Here is an 18322-nt window from a genome sequence, read left to right as displayed (position 1 = left end):
GCCATTGATGGGCATGACTGCTCGAAAACGGTGCGCAAGCTTACGAAGGTTTCTACGTCAGCACCAGATTCATGCATCGGCCGACACCGCTTCGGTGCGCGATGCACCATTCCAAAACGGCCAGCGGGCCCGTCCCGCACAGGATCGGCGCGGGTGGCACCAAAGCTGGTCCGGAACTTGCACTGAAAGCTGCTTTTTTGCCCCGTCAAACATGCAGGCATTCGAATCCGGAACCAATACCCTTTTCCTGCTGCTCGGCGCGGCGATGGTCTTCGCGATGCACGCCGGTTTCGCGTTCCTCGAACTCGGCACGGTACGCAAGGAAAATCAGGTCAACGCGCTCGTCAAGATCCTCGTCGACTTCGCGGTCTCGACGCTCGCCTACTTCTTCATCGGCTACAACATCGCGTATGGCGTGCAGTTCCTGCATGGCGCCGACGTGCTCGCCGAGCAGAACGGCTACGCGCTCGTGCGCTTCTTCTTCCTGCTGACCTTCGCGGCCGCGATTCCGGCGATCGTCTCGGGCGGCATCGCCGAGCGCTCGAAGTTCAACCCGCAACTGTTCGCGACCTTCGCGATCGTCGGCTTCATCTATCCGCTTCTGGAAGGCGTCGCGTGGAACGGGCGTTTCGGCATTCAGGCCTGGCTCATGAACACCTTCGATGCCCCGTTCCACGACTTCGCCGGATCGGTCGTCGTGCATGCTTTCGGCGGCTGGATCGCGCTGCCCGCCGTGCTCCTGCTCGGCGCGCGCCACGGCCGCTATCACAAGGACGGACGGATCTCGGCCCATCCGCCGTCGAGCATTCCGTTTCTCGCGCTCGGCGCGTGGGTGCTGGCGGTCGGCTGGTTCGGCTTCAACGTGATGAGCGCGCAGAGCGTCGACAAAATCAGCGGCCTCGTCGCGGTCAACTCGCTGATGGCGATGGTCGGCGGCACGCTCGCCGCCTGGGTCGCCGGACGCAACGATCCGGGATTCACCTACAACGGGCCGCTCGCGGGACTCGTCGCCGTGTGCGCGGGCTCGGACATCATGCATCCGCTCGGCGCGTTGATTGTCGGCGGCGTGGCGGGCGCGCTCTTCGTGCAAATGTTCACCTGCGTGCAGAACCGCTGGCGCATCGACGACGTGCTCGGCGTCTGGCCGCTGCACGGCCTGTGCGGCGCGTGGGGCGGCATCGCGGCGGGAATCTTCGGGCAGAAGGCGCTCGGCGGGATCGGCGGCGTGTCGATGTGGTCGCAACTGATCGGCACGGGCGGCGCGATCATGCTGGCGGTTGCGGGCGGCGTGGGCGTCTACGGCGCGATCGCGTTCACGGTGGGCATGCGCCTCGATCGCGAGGACGAGTTCAACGGCGCCGATCTGTCCGTGCATCGCATCTCGTCCACGCCAGAGCGCGAGATGGCGCGCTGAGCGGCACATCGCTTGCTGAAACGGTCGACGACGCGGCGGCTCTCTACGCCGTCCGCTCGGACAACCGGAGGAAACATGAAACACGGCAAGAAGCTGGTTTTATCGACGCTGCTCGCATTTGCTTGCGGTGCCGCGATGGCGCAGAACGGCGGCGGCAGCGCCGGCGGACAGGGCGGCACGGGCGGCGGCAATGCGCACGGCGCGGCGACGGCGGGACCGACCGCGGGCGGCGATCCGGCATCGGGCGCGATGAGCGGTTCGAGCAAGAAAATGGCCAAGTCGCCGAAAAAATCGGCGACCGACACCACCAATTTCCCCGGCGCCAACGCCAGCAGCGACGCCAAGGGGCAATGACGGCGCTTGCCTTCGCGGTCCGTGGATGCGTTCATCCACGGTTCATCGACGGCCTTCTTCGGCCTATTGCATTGCATCGCACCATGACGGGCGGTTGAGCCCGGGCCGCGTGCCGATGTCGATCGACGCGGTGTCTCGCGCCGCATGAGCCTGGCCGTTCGGCAGGCTCCATGCCGAGGCCCGCGCGCCGGTATGATGTCGACTCGACATTCCGAGGCCCGACGCTTGAACCCCACTGAGACTGCGACCTTCGACCTGCCGCTGCCTTCGCGCAACTTCGCCGCGACGCACCGCGTGCTCCTGATCGTGTTGATCGGGTCGATCCTGATCCCGCTTGCGTGTCTCACGGCTTACGGCTATTACGACTACCAGCGCCGTCTCGCCAACGCGGATGAACTGGTGGAGCGCGTGGTGCGCGTCGCGAACGAACACGCGGTCAAGGTCATGGACCTGAACCAGCAGCTACAGACGCGCATCGTCGACATGCTCGGCGAAAGCGACGACGTCAGCATCACGAGCCGCGAATCGACGCTGCACCGCACGCTCGACGACGTCGGCGGAGGCTTTCCGCAAGTCGCGGCGATTTCGGTGTTCGGCGTGAACGGCGAACTGCTGGCGAACAGCCGCTACTACCCGGCGCCGCATGTGTCGATCGCGGAACGCGACGACTTCCGCTCGGCCCGCGCAATGGCGCCCGTCACGTATTTCTCGCTGCCGCTGCGCGGCAAGGTCGGACAGGCGGACGTCTTCACCTCGACGATGGGCCGCGTGTCGCACGGCGGGCAGTTTCTCGGCGTGGTGTCGATCGCGCTCAAGCGCGAATATTTCAGCGACTACTATCGTCAACTCGCCGCGGGCGACCCCGCGCTGACCATCGGCCTGTACCGGCGCGACGGCGGCATCATGGTGCGCTTTCCGCCAGCGCCGGCGGGGGCCCAACCGGCGAGCAACACGCCGTTCACCAACGCGTTTCGCAGTAACGAACTCTACGGCCGGGTGCGCATGACGTCGACGGTCGACCACGTCGAGAAGCTGCTCGCCTACCGGCGTGTCGCCGACTATCCGCTTTACGTCGCCGCCGGCTACGCCACGGATTCGATATTCCAGAACTGGTGGCGCAATGGCCTTCTGGTCGGCGCGATCGCGCTGGTGCCGTGCGTGGTCGTGTGGCTGCTCGTCGTGTTCTCGATCCGCCGCCTGAACGCCGAGCAGGCCGCGTGGGAACGCTGGCAGGCGGAAGTGGCGATCCGGCTTTCCATCGAGGCGTCGAGCCGTCAGTTGCGCCGCATGGGCGCGCTCGGCAATCTCGTCGCGAACGTCGCGCACGACTTCAACAACCTCCTGATGGTCGTGTCGTCGAACATGGAACTGGCGCGGCGTAAAAATTTCAACGACGTCGAGAGCGAAGTGCTGGCCGTCGAGCGCGCGACCGCGGGCGCGGAATCGCTCGCGCGGCGACTCATGAGCGTGGCGAGAAAGCAGCCGCTCAAGCAGGAACTCATCGAACCGGCCGTCTGGCTGTCGGGGATCGCCGAACTGGTGAAGACATCGGTGCGGCCGAACATCCTGCTGTCGATCGAACTGTCGCCGGATCTGTGGACGGTGATGGCCGATCCGGTCGAACTGGAACTCGCGCTGGTGAACATCGTCGTCAATGCGAGCGAGGCGATGCCGCGCGGCGGACGCATCGTGATCCGCTGCCAGAACGTGCGCGTGAAGGCCGGGGAAACCGAGCTGCCGAACGGCGAATACGTGCTGATCTCGATCTCCGACAACGGCGAAGGCATGAGCGACGACGTGCGGCAGCGCGCGTTCGAACCGCTCTTCACGACCAAGGTGCGCGGCGCGGGCACGGGTCTCGGGCTCGTGCAGGTGCTCGCCGCGTGCGAGCAGGCGGGCGGCTCCGCGCGCATCACGAGCGTGCCGGGCGCGGGCACGACGGTGCGCCTCTATCTGCCGCATCATCACGCGCCGCACGTCGAGGCGCCGCCTCCGACCGTGGCGGACGAGCCGCTCGTCACCGCGCCAGCCGAAGAAGCGGGGCACGCATTGCGCGGGATGTCGGTGCTGCTCGTCGAAGACAACGCGGATGTGGCAGCGGGCATCATGGCCGTGCTGGAGGTGTTCGGCTGCGCGGTGCATCACGAGGAAAGCGCCGACGCCGCGTTCGACCTGCTCGGCCAGGGCTACGGGTTCGATCTCGTGTTGTCGGATGTGCAAATGCCCGGGCGCATGAACGGTATCGACCTCGCGGAGCAGATCATCGCGCGGCTGCCCTCGCAGAAAGTGGTACTGATGACGGGTTACGCCGACGAACTCGAACGCGCCAGGCATCTCGGCGTGCAGATTCTCGCCAAGCCGTTCGACATGGACGACCTGCGCGAACTGCTCGCGCCCCGGGTCGCGCAGTAATTCACGGGGGCTTGCGCCCCCGTCTCCCATCTTCCTTTCACGCACGCTCCCGCGAGAGGGAACGGCGCATGCGTATTGCTATGCCACGAGACCGGGCGTCCACGCGCATCGGGCATCGCGGGCAAGCGCACGCGCAACGCGCTCGTGCGTCGCTGCGCCTTGTGCGGTGGCCGTCCGGATGTACGAAACGCGGCCTATACGCATTGCGCGTCGGTGCGCCGAGGCCGTCACGACTAGGTAGTCTTGCTAAGAATGTCCGGTCGGTTGCGTTTCGCCTCGCACGCGATGTGTAAAAGCGCGCGTCACGACGGCAGGAAATGCACGGCGCCCCGGACATCCGGCAGGTGACTGTGTGAAACGAGGAGGCACGCAGTGAGAAAACCGAAACTGGCCTATTCGAAGACGATGCGCAAGCCGGGTCTGCAAAGCGGGCCGCCGACGGAGCACGATTTCGAAATCTACGCGTCGTATCAGGTCAACGCGGCGGGGCTGTATATCGGCACGCTGAAAGTGGTGCGTAAGACCGACGGCCGGCTGCTGTTCCCGTTCGCGGGCGCGCCGGTGATCGGTCCGTTTCCGACGCGCCAGGAAGCGCGCACGGCAGCGGCTACGTTCGGAAGCAGGATCGTCGCGGGGGACATCGACAATCCGGAGGCTTGATGCAAAAGCCGCCCGCTTACACGAAAAGCGTGGCAGTGAGCTGGGCCAGGCGTTTCTGCGGAAGCGCGCCGTAGTTCGATGTCGCATTTCCGCGCGTGCCCTGCACCTGCAAGGCCAGATCGGTGCGCTTCCAGTGATACCGCAATTCCATCCAGCCGAGCATGCTCAGGTCGCTGGCATCCATGCGCAGCATCATCGACAGATCGAGCTTCGGAATCAGCACGTCCGGCTTGCGCAGAAAGGCGAACGCCTGGCGGCGCGTCGGCGGGTCCTGAGCGACCGCGATCCATCGGCGGTAGGCGCCATACGCGGGCGGCGGCCCGTTGCGCAACGCGTCCCACGACCGGGTCTCGAGCCCCGCGCCGTTGTATTGATACTCGAGCGTGAGGGACAAGCGACCTTCCGTCGTGTAAGTTGCCCCGGCCGCCAGCCGATAGCGGAAGGCGGTGTCATCGCTTCGTCCGAGTGCCTGATCGAGGAGCGACGGCGCGCGCCCGCCCGAGAATTCGACGTGTCCGACAGTCGCGTTGTTGAAAAGCGCCGTGGCGTTGATGCCAGCCTGCGCCGATTCGCCTGCTTCCTTGAACGCCAGCAGTTCAGGCGCAAAGCCATCCCAGACGCGCGCGCTTGTCTTGACGAGCCAGCGGTCGGTCGAATTCGTGGCACCGAAGTTCGGGTTGAACGAGCCGGTGTTCCCGTTGCGCTCGATGCGCGGTGAAAAGAGCGCCGAAGCCGAACCGCCATTCCACAGTTTCTGGCCGCCGACGATGACCGTTCCCTGACGGTTTTCACGAAGGCTGTCGGGGTCCGATGTGGTCACGGAGCGAAGCGCGCCGCTGCGAAAATAATCCGTCGGGTTGTACCCGGCGCCCACGCCGTTTCGCACGTTGACGCGTCCCGCGTCGAGCGATGCGTCACCGGGCGCGTCCCAACTGGCGAACGCCTCACGCAATGTGTTCACGCTGGCCTGCGCCCCCGCGCCGTGACGAAGATCGAGACGATCCGACAACCCAAAGCGCAGGCGGGCGGCGGGCAGGACAGGGGCGTAACGCACGTCGAGCGAGGCACGCTCGGACGCGTCGAGCGCGCCCGGATCGTCCGCGGTCTGAAAGACATTCGCGGCCGGCTCGACCGACGCGGCGAGGTCGCTCCTGCGCGGGTCCGTGGTGGCCTGCTCCGCGCCGAGCATGAGCGCGCTCGCCGAGTTCGCGACGTCGAGCGCATCCAGTTCCGCGTCCTGTCCCAGGGCGATCTCGCTGTAGGCCAGCATGAATATCAACCAGGCATGTCGCATGGATCAACCCGGCTGATAGCGCGCGAGATAATCACGCTGGAACCACGATTCCGGCGCATCGCGCAGCTTGTAGTCGGAAAAGCGCATGACAGTCACCCATTTGGGGTCCAGTCCATCGATGATGACGATCTCCACGGGCCGCTCGACGCCGAGTTCCTTGTGGTATCCGCGATAGAAGGCCGTCTTGAGCAGCCTGCCGGATTGCGCGTAGTAGCGGGCCTTGACCGGACGGTTGTTGGCCGTGTCGACCCACATGTCGATGTTGTCGTAGGTGACATCCTTGTTGCGCGCGGCGAGCGCCAGCCGGTAGCAATGGCGCGCGGTCCGGTCTCCGTCCGTGATGTCTTCCTCCGCCGCGAGCGTGGCCGCGTAGTCTTTCGCAAAGTTGACCGTGACGACGTCGCCATTGGCCGCGCCGCCGAGCAGTCGTTGCTGAGGTGAAATGCGGATGCTCGACTGGCTGACCGGATCGTAGAACCAGAGATCGTTGCCGCGCTTGAGCATGCGCTTGCCGGCATCGCGCGCCGGGTCGAAAAAGGTCACGAGCGTGCTGTATTGACCGGTGTCCTCTGCCGTTCGCGACAGAACGCTGACGCCCGCCGTGCCGACTTGCGCGCCGTCGCGATATTCGGCGAGACGCGTCGTCACCGAAAAGGTGCCGCCCGGATTGCGGATCAGGTCGCTCGCCGCGAGAATGTTCTGCGCGTCCGGGACGGCGCTGGCCGTGGCGCACAGGAAAAAGGCGGCGAGAGCGGCCGAGAAGCGTACTGGAGACAGGGTGCGAAGCATGAGGACTTCCTGGTAGTGGGAGCGATTCAGGTGTATCGAAGGGCATCCACGATCTGCATCTTCACCGCGCGGCGCGCGGGCAACCATGCGGACAGGGCCGCCATGGCGATCACGCCCGCGCTCGTGCCGGCGATGAGTCCCGTTTCGCCCCAGATGCGCACGCTCAGGAGAACCGGACGCGCGACGCCGGGAGCGGTCCATGCAAGCCCGCTGCGATTGATCGCCGCGCCCAGCACGAAACTGCAGCCAAGGCCGAGAAGCATTCCGCCCGCCCCGAGCAGGATGCCTTCGCGGATGAAGATGCCGCCGCTCGCGCGGCGTCGCAGGCCCATTGCGCGCAGCGTTCCGATTTCCATTGTTCGCTCGATGATCGCCATGCTCATCGTATTGCCCACCGTGAACAGCACGATCGCGCCGATCAGCACGGAAATGAACGCGAAGATCGTGTCGAACATGGCGATGCTCTGGCCGTAGAACGGATTGAGCGCGGCGTAGTCCAGCACGTCGAAGTCGTCTCCGGGAAAACGCGCTTTCAGCAAGGCTGCGAGCCGTTGCTGCACGCGCGGCAGGTCCGACGTGTGATGAAGCTGGATTTCGATCGCGGTGACCTTGGGCGAGTCCCGGCCGTAGAGCAGCGTTTGCGCATACTGGAGATGCATGGCGACGAACACGTCGTCCAGTTCCTTGACCCCCTTGTTCTCCGCCGACACCACCGCCAGCGAGGCGACGTTCGGCGCGCCGCCGCTCGTCGCCGCCAGCAGTTCGATGCGCGCGCCCGCGGGTACGTGCGATGCGCCCGTCGATGCGGCGTCGCGGCCGATACCGTCGGCGAGCGCTCCGATGTCGTCGGGAATCGCGCGCGCCGTCGCCTCGCGGCCGTCGGAAACCGCAGGGGCGGGCGTTCGGCAGTCCGGGATGTGCAACGTCGTGCAAAGCTGCAGAACCCGGGCGACCCCGGCACCGATCGTGGCCGCGTCGTCGGGCGTGCCGGCGAGCGCGAGCCGGTTGCCGGCCGTCCGGTAGCCGTACTCGTTCCACTCGCGCAAGCGGTTCTGCGCGCGGGCGTCCATGCCCGTGACCCAGACCGTGCGCGACACGCCTTGTGCAAAATTTCCGGCGATTCCGCCGAACTGCAGCGTGGGGGTCACGACGCGGACGAGTGGCGCGAGCTCTGCATCGTGCAGGATCATGTCCGAGATCGCGGAGTAAGGCGCGATGCCGTAGCGATGCGGGTCGCCCGTTCCCAGGAGAAAGTAGTCGCGCTTCATCACTTGCAGGTGCGCATGATTCTGGATGAAGAAGGTTCGCAGGCTGTAGGTCACGTCCCGGCAGAAGCCGCCGAAGATCAGCACCGAGACGACGCCGATCACGATCGCGCTCAGGGTGGTGAGCGATCGGCGGCGGTTGCGTTGCAGATTTCTCGCGGCCAGCGTCCAGGCGTTCATGCGAACGCTTCCGCGCGGGCGGACGTCTGCGCCTGGCGATGCCGGCGCACTGCCGCGATGCGGCCGTCGCGTATCTCGATCACGTCGTCGGCTGCTTCGATCAGGCGGTGGTCATGAGAAGAAAACACGAAGGAAACGTGGTGCTCACGCTGCATCTCGCGCATCAGTGCAAGGATCGAGTCGCCCGTGTGGCTGTCGAGGTTCGCGGTCGGTTCGTCGGCCAGAACGAGTTGCGGGCGTGCGATCAGCGCGCGGGCGATGGCGACCCGCTGCCGCTGGCCGCCCGACAGTTCCCCGGGGAGGTGGCGTGCCTTGTCGGCGAGACCGACTTGTTCGAGCAGGTCCATCGTCGTCCGGCGCCGCGTGGCCGCGTCGGTGCGCGCGAGAACCAGCGGATATTCCACGTTTTCGTAAGCGGACAGAACGGGCAGAAGATTGAAGTTCTGGAACACGAAGCCGAGATGCGCGGCCCGAAAATCCGACAATGCGTCGTCGTCGAGCTGGCCGAGCCGTTGCCCGCGAATCTCCACTTCGCCGCGATCGGGACGGTCGATGCCGCCGAGCACGTTGAGCAGTGTGCTCTTGCCGCTGCCGGAGGGCCCGGCGATGACCGTGAAGCAATCGGGCCGGATGCCGATGCTGATGTTTCGAAGTGCGGGCAATGCGATCTTGCCGAGCCAGTAGGTCTTGTCGACCGAATGCAGTGTGGCGATCATGAAACGTCAGTCGAACGCGGGGAAGGGCGACCCTTTCGATGACGTACAGACGCGCGGTGATGGCCGGTGTGCTGACCTGATCAATCTGGAAAGCTAAGTTTATCGCAACGCGTTTCGTCAATTGGGGCCGGACGGAAACGCGATTGTATTGAGAGCGGACTCGAATGCATTGATTGGGATCACAAAGCATGACGCTGCAACGCGAGTCTCGCATTGCGCGAGGAGTCGATCGCCGGAGCGTCCGGCGATCGCATGGCGGATTTGGGGCCGCGCGCGACTCGTCGAACAATCGCCGGTCGCGGCGCCCGCGATGTCGAGCTTCCGGTCTACGACGACTTGCCCGTCACCGCCGCCGTCTCCGCCACCGGCATCACGCCTTCGGTCACGGCCTTTGTCTCATCGACGGCCGTGCGGCCGCCATCCCTGAAGAATGCCTGTTCGGCCGCCTTGTTCAGCACGAGGATGCTGATGCGCCGGTTGGTCGGCTCGTCGGCGACGTCCTTGTTGAGCGGCAGCACTTCGGCGAGGCCGCGCACCTGCAGCACCTTGCGTTCGCTCATGCCGCCCGCGACCAGCGCGCGCCGCGCGGCGTTCGCGCGCTCGCCCGACAGTTCCCAGTTCGAATAGCCTGCCTGACCGCCGGAGTAGGGCACGGCATCGGTGTGGCCGGCGATCGACACGCGGTTGTCGACGTCGTTCAGCGAAGCGCCGATCTGCGAAAGAATCGTCGTCACGTAGCCTTCGAGGCGCGAGCTGCCGGAGGCGAACATCGGCCGCTTGAGCGAATCGACGATCTCGATGCGCAGCCCCTCGCTCGTGATCGCGATGCGAATCTGGTCCTTGAACGCGCGCAGCGCCGGCGTGTTCTCGATGAGCGCGGTGAGCTTCTGCTTGAGTTGCTGGAGGCGCTGGGCGTCGTCGGCGGCGACGGCGGCGCGGGCGATCGACGGCGGCACCGGCTGCGTCTGGCTCTTGTTGGCTTCGCCCGGACGCGAGCTGGAAAGATCGCGCCCGCCGCCCTCGATCACGCTCGTATGCGCGGCGCCGCTGCCGTCCTTGCCGCCGAACACGGCGGCAAGCGGCGTGTTGAAGTAGTCCTCGATGCCCTGCTTGTCGTATTTCGACGTCGAGCCGAGCAGCCACATCAGCAGGAAGAACGCCATCATCGCCGTGACAAAGTCGGCGTAGGCGATCTTCCATGCGCCGCCATGATGGCCGCCGTGGCCGCTCTTTTTCTTGCGGCGCACGACGACGGTCGGCGCGAGCACGGATTGCAGCGGGTCGCGTGAAGGTTTTTCAGCCATGATCTCGTCCGTTCGATGCGAAAATTAGGCCGATTTCGGCATCTTGGTGGCGCGCACGGCGTCGTCGAGTTCCTTGAAGCTCGGGCGGTCGGCGGTGAAGAGCACCTTGCGGCCGAACTCGACGGCGAGCGTCGGCGCATAGCCATTCATCGAGGCGAGCAGCACCGACTTCACGCACTGATACGGCTTGGCTTCGGCCTGGCCCTTGGCGTTGAGCAGGTCCGCGAGCGGCCCGATGAAGCCGTACGCGAGCAGAATGCCGAGGAACGTGCCGACCAGCGCGCCGGCGATCATCTCGCCGAGCACGGCGGGCGCCGCGCCGACGGAACCCATCGTGTGCACGACGCCCATCACCGCCGCGACGATGCCGAACGCGGGCAGGCCGTCTGCCATCTTCTGGATCGCGTTCGCGGCGATGGAAGCCTCGGTGTGGTGCGTTTCGAGTTCCTCGTCCATCAGGTCCTGCATTTCGAGCGCGTTCACGTTGCCGCTCGACATCATGCGCAGATAGTCGACGATGAAATCGAGCAAGTGATGATCCTTCATCACGTCGTCATATTTCTGGAAGAGCGGGCTGGCTTCGGGCGCGTCGACGTCTGCTTCGAGCGCCATCATGCCTTCCTTGCGCGCCTTCTGAAGCAGTTCGTAGAGCAGAGCGATCAGCGCGAGATATTTCTCCTTCGTGTACGCGCCGCTCTTGAAGATGCCCGGGAGCGCCTTGAGCGTTTTCTTCAGCGTGGCGATCGGATTCGACACGACGAACGCGCCGACCGCCGCGCCGAAAATACACAGCAACTCGAACGGCTGCACGAGCGCGGCCAGATGCCCGCCAACGCCGACAAAACTTCCGATCACCGAGCCGATGACCAACACCCATCCGATTACAACAAACATTTCTTTCTCCGCGAGAGTCCGGGGCTTTGCGCAATATCCGAAATTCGGTGGCCGTACCTTGCGCAAAGTCGTCTCTGGTCTTAACGGCGTGGTTGGGCGGAGATTTAGGGCGGGAGGAAAGAAAGTTTGTCGGCAAACGTTTTGTAGGTAGTTTTTACAACACCGCGCCGCGCGTTTGATTGACACGATGCGTTCGTTATCGTCGAGCGTGCCGAAATCGGTGCCTTTCACGATGGTTTGGCCTTGGCGGAATGGAACGCCCGCACACGCTTCGACTATGATCGCCGTCATGAACTCGACCCTTGCCCACGCCGCGCCGCGCAAGCCCGTCGGCGCCTTGCTGCGCGAATGGCGGCAGCGCAGAAGACTGAGCCAGCTCGATCTCGCGAGCGACGCGCAGGTGTCCACGCGCCATCTGAGCTTCGTCGAATCGGGCCGTTCGGTGCCGAGCCGCGAGATGCTGATCCGCCTCGCCGAACAGCTCGACGTGCCGCTTCGCGAGCGCAACACGCTCTTCGTCGCGGCGGGTTACGCGCCGCTGTATCGCGAGCGCAATCTCGCCGATCCGCAACTGACCGCGGCGCGCCGGGCGGTGGATCTGGTGCTGAAGGGCCACGAGCCGTATCCGGCGCTGGCCGTCGACCGCCACTGGACGATGATGGCCGCCAACGCGGCCGTGGCGCCGCTCGTCGCGCTCGCCGATCCGGTGCTGCTGGAAGGCCCCGTGAACGTGCTGCGCCTGTCGCTGCATCCGAAGGGGCTCGCCGGCGCGATCGTCAACTGGCACGAGTGGCGCGCGCATCTGCTCGCGCGCGTGCGGCGCCAGATCGAAGTTTCCGGCGATCCGGTGCTGGCCGACTTGCTGAGCGAACTGGAGTCGTATCCGGCGCCGCCGCATGCGGGCGCGGGGCTTGCTCACGGTATGCACGGCGAGATCGACGCGGTCGTCGTGCCGTTCAGGTTGCGCACGGCGGCGGGCGTGCTGTCGTTCTTCAGCACGACGACGGTCTTCGGCACGCCGGTCGACATCACGTTGTCCGAACTGGCGATCGAGGCGTTCTTTCCCGCCGACGCCGAGACCGCCGCCGCCTTGCGCGCGACGGCATCCGCGTGACGGGCGGCGCAGGCGAAATGGAACCTCCGGCCGGGCCGCCGATCAGTGAAACAGGGCCGCGCGTCGTTCGCGATGAAGCAAGAGCGCCGGAAGCACGACCCGGCGAACCATTTAACGAAGCATCAGACAAGGGCGAGAAAGCGATGATCCATACCTTCGAGCAAACCATCGGCGGACAGCGGATGGCGTTCTGCGCCAGCATCGCGGAGGGCGGCGGGCCGCAGCGCGTGATCATCAGCCGCGCGGATTCGGCGGAGTCGCTCGTGATCGTCGACGCGAGCGGCATCATCGGCGCGATCAAGGCGGAAGTGGAAGCACCAGAGAGTTTCGTCGCCGATGCGGTGCGCAAGGCGCAGCAGGAAGCGCTGATCGAGCGCGCGCTCGAAACCGGCGAAGTGCAGACCACGAGCCTGTAGGCCCGCTGCTGCCATACTCGCGCCCAGTCGCGGTTTCGCGATGCGGGCGCTTTTGCATCGGCGCGCGGCGCGCTTAGGCGCGGGGCGAATCGCCGGGTGCGAACGGCGCGACGGAATCGGGACCGTCGGGCAGGTCCGGATCGTCGGGATTCGGCGATGCGTCGGGGTCGAGCAACTCGTCCGGATCGGGATCGAGCGGCGGGGAATCGGGCGGCGTGGACATGTCGGCTTTCCTCAAGCGGCCTGCGGGCCGCGCGTTTGCACGATGGGCGCTTGCTTGACGCTGCAAGGGGCGTTCCCGCGACGGATGATCGGGATGGGACGCCGGGGCGGTCCTTCGGCGTTTTCACCAACTCCGCGCGCGGCGCGGCAAGCCCATGCCGGCCGCGCTGTCACGGCCGTGGCGCCTGGCCCGCCATGCCTTTCGCCGCCGGCTGCCCGGCGTTGCGCACCCGGCGCGCCGTCAGCGCGCCGCAGATCAGGAGCGCCACCGAAATCCCCGCCGACCCCTTCACGCCCGCGACGATGCTCGCCGTCTGGCTCGCGTCCGTGGCGTGGCCCGCGAGCGCGCCGAACGCCGCGACGCCGATCGCGCCGGCCGACTGCCGCGCCGTGTTGAGCACCGCCGACGCCGTCCCCGCGCGCTCCTGCCCGACCGTGCCGAGGACGGCCGTCGTCATCGCGGGGACGGCGAGACCCATGCCGGTCGGGATAAGCAGGAACGGCAGCAGCAGCGCGGCGGTCGACGTCGATGCACCGACGAACATGAGCGCCGCGAAACCGGCTGCGTCGATGAGCGCGCCCGCGATCATCGGCCCGCGCGAGCCGAACCGCGCGACCACCGGGCCGCTCGCCAGATTCGACAGCAGGAAGCCGCCCGTCAGCGGGAGGAACGCGAGGCCCGTCTGCAACGGCGTATGGCCGAGCACGCGCTGCAAATACAGGCTCAGCACGAACACCATCCCGTAATAGGTCAGGTTCGCGAGCCCGCCGAACACGACCGCCGCGCTGAACGTGCGGTCCGCGAAGAGCGAGAGCGGCAGCATCGGCGCGGCGCTCCACCTTTCGACGGCGACGAACGCGATCCCCGCCGCGATCGCGAGCGCGATCCCGCCGAGCACCAGCGGATGCGCGATCCCGCGCGGCCTCAGTTCGATCATGGCGCCGACGAACGCCGTCAGCGCGACGATCGCGAGCGCCTGGCCGGGCAGATCGACGCCGCTTGCGCGCGCCGCGCGCGGCGTGTCGTCGACCCAGACGAAGGTCGCGGCGATGCCGGCCGCGCAGAGCGGCAGGTTGACCCAGAAAATCCCGCGCCAGCCGAACGCCGCGATCAGCATGCCGCCGACGATCGGGCCCGCTGCGATCGACACCGCGCCCGCCGCCGTCCAGAGTCCGACCGCGTGCGCGCGCAGGCGCCGGTCGTCGCCGCAGGACTGGTTCAGGAGCGCGAGCGAATTCGGCAGCATCGCCGCCGCGCCGACGCCCTGCAACGCGCGCGCGGTGACGAGTTGCGGCGCATCGGCCGCGAACGCGCAGCCGAGCGACGCCAGCGCGAAGAGCGCGAGCCCCGCGACGAACAGCCGCCGCGCGCCGAAGCGCTCGCCGAGCACGCCCGCCGAGAGCATCAGCGCGGCGAAGGCGAGGGCGTAGGCGTCGACGGTCCATTGCAGGCTCGCGAGGCTCGCGTTCAGGTCGTGGGCGATGCTCGCGAGCGCGACGTTGACGATCGACACATCGAGTTGCGAGACGACAAAGCCGACGCTCGTCGCACCGACGATCAGCAGGTGCCGCGCGTCGAGGCCGGAGGAAGGGGAGGTGGGGTTCGAGTTCATGTGGACATCGTAGGCGCGTCGCGCACGCGATGTTTCCGGATGGCGTGAAACGTGGCCGCGCGTGGCGAAGGCAAAAAAAAGCGCGCCCGAAGGCGCGCCTTGCCGCAAAACCGCCAATGCCCGGCCTTCAGTGCTTTTCCGGCGCGTGCCGGATGAAAAGCGTCGTCAACGCGCCGACGACGCACAGCGCCGCCACGTACAGCGCGGGCGCCATCGGATTGGATTTCATCATCAGCGAGACGACGATCGGCGTAAGGCCGCCGAAAATCGCGTAGGCGACGTTGTACGAGAACGAAATGCCCGAAAAGCGCACGACCGCCGGAAACGACTTGACCATCACGAACGGAATCGCGCCGATCACGCCGACCGTGAAGCCCGTGAACGCGTACCACGGCACGAGCACGGACGTATCGACAGCCAGTTGCTGGAACAGCGTGTAGTACGAGATCGCGAGCGCGATCCCGCCGACGAAGATCGTCTTGCCCGCGCCGACGCGCCCGGCGATCGCGCCGGCGAGCACGCAGCCGATCGTGAGGCACAGCGTCGCGACGCAATTCGCGATCAGCGCCGTCGCCGCGGGAATGTGGAACTGTTTCTGCAGGAGCGTCGGCGTCATCAGGATCACGACGACGATCGCCGCCGACAGCATCCACGTGAGCAGCATCGAGACGATCACGGCACGGCCGTGGTCGCGCAGGACGGCCTTCAGCGGAATCTCGGCCGCAAGCGACTTGCGCTTCTGCAATTCAGCGAATACCGGCGTTTCATGCAGCCAGCGGCGCAGATAAACCGAGAACAATCCGAAGACGCCGCCGAGCAAGAACGGAACGCGCCAGGCGTAATCCGCGACTTCCGAAGGCGCGAAATTCCGGTTGACGGCCGCCGCGATCAGCGAGCCGAGCAGGATGCCGGCCGTGAGACCCGCGGTCAGCGTGCCGCACGCGTAGCCGATGTGCCGCGACGGCACGTGCTCGGACACGAACACCCACGCGCCCGGCACCTCGCCGCCGACCGCCGCGCCCTGCATCACGCGAAACAGGAGCAGCAGCACCGGCGCCATCAGGCCGATCGACGCGTAAGTGGGCAAAAGGCCCATCAGGAGCGTCGGCACGGACATCAGCAGCACGGAAAGCGTGAACATGCGCTTGCGGCCGAGCAGGTCGCCGAAGTGCGCCATGATGATCCCGCCGAGCGGCCGCGCGAGATAGCCGGCCGCGAAAATGCCGAAGGTCTGCAACTGGCGCAGCCAGTCGGGAATCGACGCGGGGAAGAACAATTGGCCGATCACCGGCGCGAAGAACACGAAAATGATGAAGTCGTAGAACTCGAGCGCGCCGCCGAGCGCCGCGAGCGACAGGGTTTTATAGTCGCCGCGCGTGAGCGCGCGGCCAGCGGCGGGAACGGCGCCGTTGAGTGGTGTTGCTTGCATCGATGAAAGTCGTCGGTAAATGGAAAAGCCGCGCGCACGGCGTTGGAACGTGTGGGAGCGCGCAGGACGAGGCATCGCCCGACTGCGGAAAAGCTGCGCCGGATCAGCGCGAAAACCGCGGCCGCGAAGCGCGGCTCGGAGCCGCGGCGCAGCCTGCCTTCACGGTCTGCGGGTGGCAGGGCCAAGGCGGGAACTTTTTGCCAAACATCGGATGTTACAGGATAAGGCGCTGTGCACCGATGCAGGCACTTCGTAAGCACATCACATTGTGTAAAAAAATAAGACTTATCCAATGTGACACGCTCGGGCCCTTCTTCAGAATTCGCCTCTGTATTGGCCTTGTGACGCGACTGCTTCCGGGGCCAAGGCGAACCAAGCTCCGGTGGTCCCGGAATCCTTGTCGCCGCATTTTCCGACTCACCGGGCCCGATTTCATGCGTGTCGCCGTTCTTCAAACCGATCCCACTCACCGTCTCCTGCTTGGCGAACTCGTCAAGCGGCTCGGCCATACCTGCGTTGTCTATGGCGACGGCCTCGTGCTCTCGAAAGCCATGTCGCGCTCGACCGTCGACATGCTGATCCTCGACTGGCATTCCACCGGCCTGTGTGGCCTCGACCTGCTGAAGTCGGTGCGTTCGAGCTTCGGCGAACGCGTCCCGGTGATGTTCGTGACCGCCGACGGCGCCGAGCACAACATCGTGCGCGCGCTGACCGCCGGCGCCGACGACTTCCTCGCCCACCCGGTGCGCGCCGCCGAATTCGGCGCGCGCGTCGAGGCGCTGTTGCGGCGCGCGTATCCCGCGCAGACGTCCGCGAGCATCGACGTCGGCTGCTATCACTTCGACGCGCGCCAGCAGAGCGTGACCGTGCGCGGCAAGCCGGTGCAACTGAGCGGCACGCAGTTCCGGCTCGCGATGCTGTTTTTCTCGAACGTCGGGCGCGTGCTGTCGCGCGATCACATCTTCGCGATGGTCTGGGGCCGCGAATTCCGCGAAACCACGCGCACCATCGACAGCCACGTGTCGCGCCTGCGCCTCGCGCTCGACATCGAGCCGGTCAATCACTTCCGGCTGCAACCGGTCTACAAGAGCGGTTACCGGCTGCTGCATCTCTACGGGGACGAAGTAGAACAGCTCGAGCGCGATTCGTCGGGTGTCGCCGCCTGACGACTCCAACGAAAATGCCGTCGCAAGACGGCATTTTTTTGTCCGTACGCCGCGCGACGCCTTACAGCGAAGGCAGCGCCGGCCGCGTTTCGATCGAGCGGCGGATCAGCGCCTCGACTGCCTTGCGCTCCTCGCCCGCGAGCGGCAGGCGCGGCGGCCGGACCGGCTCGGTGCCGAGCCCGACGATCGCCTCGGCGAGCTTGATGTTCTGCACGAGCTTGTGCGAAACGTCGAGCGCGAGCATCGGCGCGAACCAGCGGTAGATCGTCCGCGCTTCCTCGATGCGTCCGGCGCGCAGCAGGCGGTAGATCGCCACCGTCTCGTGCGGAAAAGCGCACACGAGTCCCGCGACCCAGCCGTGCGCGCCCATCAGGATGGCTTCCATCGCGAGATTATCGACGCCGCAGAAGAGCGCGTAGCGGTCGCCGGTCTCGTTGATGAGATCGGTAATGCGGCGCACGTCGCCGGACGATTCCTTGATCGCGGCGAATTTCTCGTTTTCGGCGAGTTCCGCGAACATCTGCGGCGTCACGTCGACGCCATACGCGAGCGGATTGTTGTAGACCATGATCGGAAGCGGGCTCGCGTCGGCGACCATGCGGAAATGGTTGAGCGTCTCGCGCCGGTCGGACAGGTAACGCAGCCCCGGCAGCACCATGTAGCCCGCCGCGCCGTGACGGGCCGCGCGTTCGGCCTGGCGGCAGCCGTCGAGCGTGCTGTTTTCCGCAATCGTCAGGAGGACGGGCACGCGGCCGCGCGACGCCTCCACGGCGACGTCGAGCACGTCGAGCTTCTCGTCGAGCGACAGCGTCGACGCCTCGCCGAGCGATCCGCCCACGATGATGCCGTCGACGCCCGCCTCGATCTGCGCTTCGATATTCTTCTTCGTCCATGCGCGGTCTATGCTGAAATCCGCGTTGAACTTGGTGGTGACGGCGGGAATCACGCCTTCCCAGATATGCGCCACGGCGGCTCTCCTCGAGTGAATGTAGCCGCCAGTTTAGGCAGCGAAAATGCACGCGTCTTGCGCGAATCAAGCGTCTCGCGTGCCGATTTCGGCATAGTCCGGAAAACGCTCCA

The 18322-nt window shown here is 66.2% G+C and carries 17 protein-coding genes; 7 read left to right on the top strand and 10 right to left on the bottom strand.

All coding sequences use genetic code 11. From position 1 onward, the window contains the following. Nucleotides 1-211 precede the first annotated feature (211 nt). The 4 genes from AWB66_RS07740 (at nt 212) to AWB66_RS07725 (ending at nt 4840) form a co-directional block, all read left to right on the top strand. Nucleotides 212-1414, top strand: coding sequence for an ammonium transporter (locus tag AWB66_RS07740; RefSeq protein ID WP_087629686.1), 1203 nt, complete (start codon nt 212-214; stop codon nt 1412-1414). 75 nt (nt 1415-1489) lie between these two features. After that, entirely contained in the window at nt 1490-1768 is a 279-nt protein-coding gene (locus AWB66_RS07735; protein WP_087629685.1) for a hypothetical protein, read from the top strand. Between the two features lie 225 nt (nt 1769-1993). Next, nucleotides 1994-4180, top strand: coding sequence for a hybrid sensor histidine kinase/response regulator (locus AWB66_RS07730; protein ID WP_235021030.1), 2187 nt, complete (start codon nt 1994-1996; stop codon nt 4178-4180). Between the two features lie 372 nt (nt 4181-4552). After that, nucleotides 4553-4840, top strand: coding sequence for a DUF6723 family protein (locus tag AWB66_RS07725; protein WP_327353956.1), 288 nt, complete (start codon nt 4553-4555; stop codon nt 4838-4840). 16 nt (nt 4841-4856) lie between these two features. On the opposite strand, the gene AWB66_RS07720 is transcribed toward AWB66_RS07725, so the two are convergent. The 6 genes from AWB66_RS07720 to motA form a co-directional block, all read right to left on the bottom strand. Further along, nucleotides 4857-6110, bottom strand: a complete 1254-nt coding sequence (locus tag AWB66_RS07720; RefSeq protein WP_087629684.1) for a hypothetical protein — start codon at nt 6108-6110, stop codon at nt 4857-4859. 27 nt (nt 6111-6137) lie between these two features. Next, nucleotides 6138-6923 carry an outer membrane lipoprotein-sorting protein gene (locus AWB66_RS07715; protein ID WP_087629683.1) on the bottom strand — a complete coding sequence of 262 codons (786 nt, stop codon included), beginning with the start codon at nt 6921-6923 and terminating at the stop codon, nt 6138-6140. A 26-nt stretch (nt 6924-6949) separates the two neighbouring features. Beyond that, nucleotides 6950-8368, bottom strand: a complete 1419-nt coding sequence (locus tag AWB66_RS07710) for an ABC transporter permease (protein ID WP_087629682.1) — start codon at nt 8366-8368, stop codon at nt 6950-6952. Beyond that, entirely contained in the window at nt 8365-9084 is a 720-nt protein-coding gene (locus tag AWB66_RS07705; protein ID WP_087629681.1) for an ABC transporter ATP-binding protein, read from the bottom strand. The genes AWB66_RS07710 and AWB66_RS07705 overlap by 4 nt, the downstream gene beginning before the upstream one ends. Nucleotides 9085-9410: 326 nt before the next feature. Next, nucleotides 9411-10388, bottom strand: coding sequence for a flagellar motor protein MotB (gene motB, locus AWB66_RS07700; RefSeq protein ID WP_087629680.1), 978 nt, complete (start codon nt 10386-10388; stop codon nt 9411-9413). Nucleotides 10389-10412: 24 nt separating this feature from the next. Then, complete coding sequence (motA, locus tag AWB66_RS07695; RefSeq protein WP_087629679.1) at nt 10413-11282, bottom strand: flagellar motor stator protein MotA; 870 nt, start codon at nt 11280-11282, stop codon at nt 10413-10415. Between the two features lie 289 nt (nt 11283-11571). Here motA and AWB66_RS07690 point away from each other — a divergent pair, with 289 nt between their 5' ends. Both AWB66_RS07690 and AWB66_RS07685 read left to right on the top strand, forming a co-directional pair. Further along, a complete protein-coding gene (locus tag AWB66_RS07690) occupies nt 11572-12396 on the top strand; it encodes a helix-turn-helix domain-containing protein (protein WP_087629753.1) in 825 nt (274 codons plus the stop codon). 143 nt (nt 12397-12539) lie between these two features. Continuing rightward, nucleotides 12540-12812: a hypothetical protein gene (locus AWB66_RS07685; RefSeq protein ID WP_087629678.1), complete on the top strand. Its 273-nt coding sequence runs from the start codon at nt 12540-12542 to the stop codon at nt 12810-12812. A gap of 73 nt (nt 12813-12885) precedes the next feature. Here AWB66_RS07685 and AWB66_RS33625 read toward each other — a convergent pair whose 3' ends face one another. The 3 genes from AWB66_RS33625 to AWB66_RS07675 all read right to left on the bottom strand — a co-directional run bounded on the left by AWB66_RS33625 (nt 12886) and on the right by AWB66_RS07675 (nt 16076). Further along, complete coding sequence (locus AWB66_RS33625; protein ID WP_159462888.1) at nt 12886-13035, bottom strand: hypothetical protein; 150 nt, start codon at nt 13033-13035, stop codon at nt 12886-12888. A gap of 169 nt (nt 13036-13204) precedes the next feature. Beyond that, on the bottom strand, nt 13205-14647 hold the full coding sequence (locus tag AWB66_RS07680; RefSeq protein WP_087629752.1) for an MFS transporter: 1443 nt from the start codon (nt 14645-14647) through the stop codon (nt 13205-13207). Between the two features lie 127 nt (nt 14648-14774). Then, nucleotides 14775-16076, bottom strand: a complete 1302-nt coding sequence (locus tag AWB66_RS07675) for an MFS transporter (RefSeq protein WP_087629677.1) — start codon at nt 16074-16076, stop codon at nt 14775-14777. A 434-nt stretch (nt 16077-16510) separates the two neighbouring features. On the opposite strand from AWB66_RS07675, the gene AWB66_RS07670 reads away from it, so the two are divergent. After that, nucleotides 16511-17242 (top strand): response regulator transcription factor, encoded by a 732-nt coding sequence (locus AWB66_RS07670; protein ID WP_087629676.1) that lies wholly within the window; start codon nt 16511-16513, stop codon nt 17240-17242. A gap of 61 nt (nt 17243-17303) precedes the next feature. Here the strand turns inward: AWB66_RS07670 and AWB66_RS07665 are convergent, their stop codons facing one another. Next, entirely contained in the window at nt 17304-18209 is a 906-nt protein-coding gene (locus tag AWB66_RS07665; protein WP_087629675.1) for a dihydrodipicolinate synthase family protein, read from the bottom strand. Nucleotides 18210-18322: the final 113 nt, after the last annotated feature.

The organism is Caballeronia telluris (genome assembly GCF_001544495.1).
GTDB classification, from domain to species: domain Bacteria; phylum Pseudomonadota; class Gammaproteobacteria; order Burkholderiales; family Burkholderiaceae; genus Caballeronia; species Caballeronia telluris.
This window is presented reverse-complemented; position numbering and strand designations above follow the sequence as displayed.

Coding starts and splice junctions, on each gene's coding strand:
- AWB66_RS07740 (WP_087629686.1), top strand. CDS start 212: ATGCAGGCATTCGAATCCGGAACCAATACCCTTTTCCTGCTGCTCGGC.
- AWB66_RS07735 (WP_087629685.1), top strand. CDS start 1,490: ATGAAACACGGCAAGAAGCTGGTTTTATCGACGCTGCTCGCATTTGCT.
- AWB66_RS07720 (WP_087629684.1), bottom strand. CDS start 6,110: ATGCTGGCCTACAGCGAGATCGCCCTGGGACAGGACGCGGAACTGGAT.
- AWB66_RS07715 (WP_087629683.1), bottom strand. CDS start 6,923: ATGCTTCGCACCCTGTCTCCAGTACGCTTCTCGGCCGCTCTCGCCGCC.
- AWB66_RS07710 (WP_087629682.1), bottom strand. CDS start 8,368: ATGAACGCCTGGACGCTGGCCGCGAGAAATCTGCAACGCAACCGCCGC.
- AWB66_RS07705 (WP_087629681.1), bottom strand. CDS start 9,084: ATGATCGCCACACTGCATTCGGTCGACAAGACCTACTGGCTCGGCAAG.
- motB (WP_087629680.1), bottom strand. CDS start 10,388: ATGGCTGAAAAACCTTCACGCGACCCGCTGCAATCCGTGCTCGCGCCG.
- motA (WP_087629679.1), bottom strand. CDS start 11,282: ATGTTTGTTGTAATCGGATGGGTGTTGGTCATCGGCTCGGTGATCGGA.
- AWB66_RS07690 (WP_087629753.1), top strand. CDS start 11,572: ATGAACTCGACCCTTGCCCACGCCGCGCCGCGCAAGCCCGTCGGCGCC.
- AWB66_RS07685 (WP_087629678.1), top strand. CDS start 12,540: ATGATCCATACCTTCGAGCAAACCATCGGCGGACAGCGGATGGCGTTC.
- AWB66_RS33625 (WP_159462888.1), bottom strand. CDS start 13,035: ATGTCCACGCCGCCCGATTCCCCGCCGCTCGATCCCGATCCGGACGAG.
- AWB66_RS07680 (WP_087629752.1), bottom strand. CDS start 14,647: ATGAACTCGAACCCCACCTCCCCTTCCTCCGGCCTCGACGCGCGGCAC.
- AWB66_RS07675 (WP_087629677.1), bottom strand. CDS start 16,076: ATGCAAGCAACACCACTCAACGGCGCCGTTCCCGCCGCTGGCCGCGCG.
- AWB66_RS07670 (WP_087629676.1), top strand. CDS start 16,511: ATGCGTGTCGCCGTTCTTCAAACCGATCCCACTCACCGTCTCCTGCTT.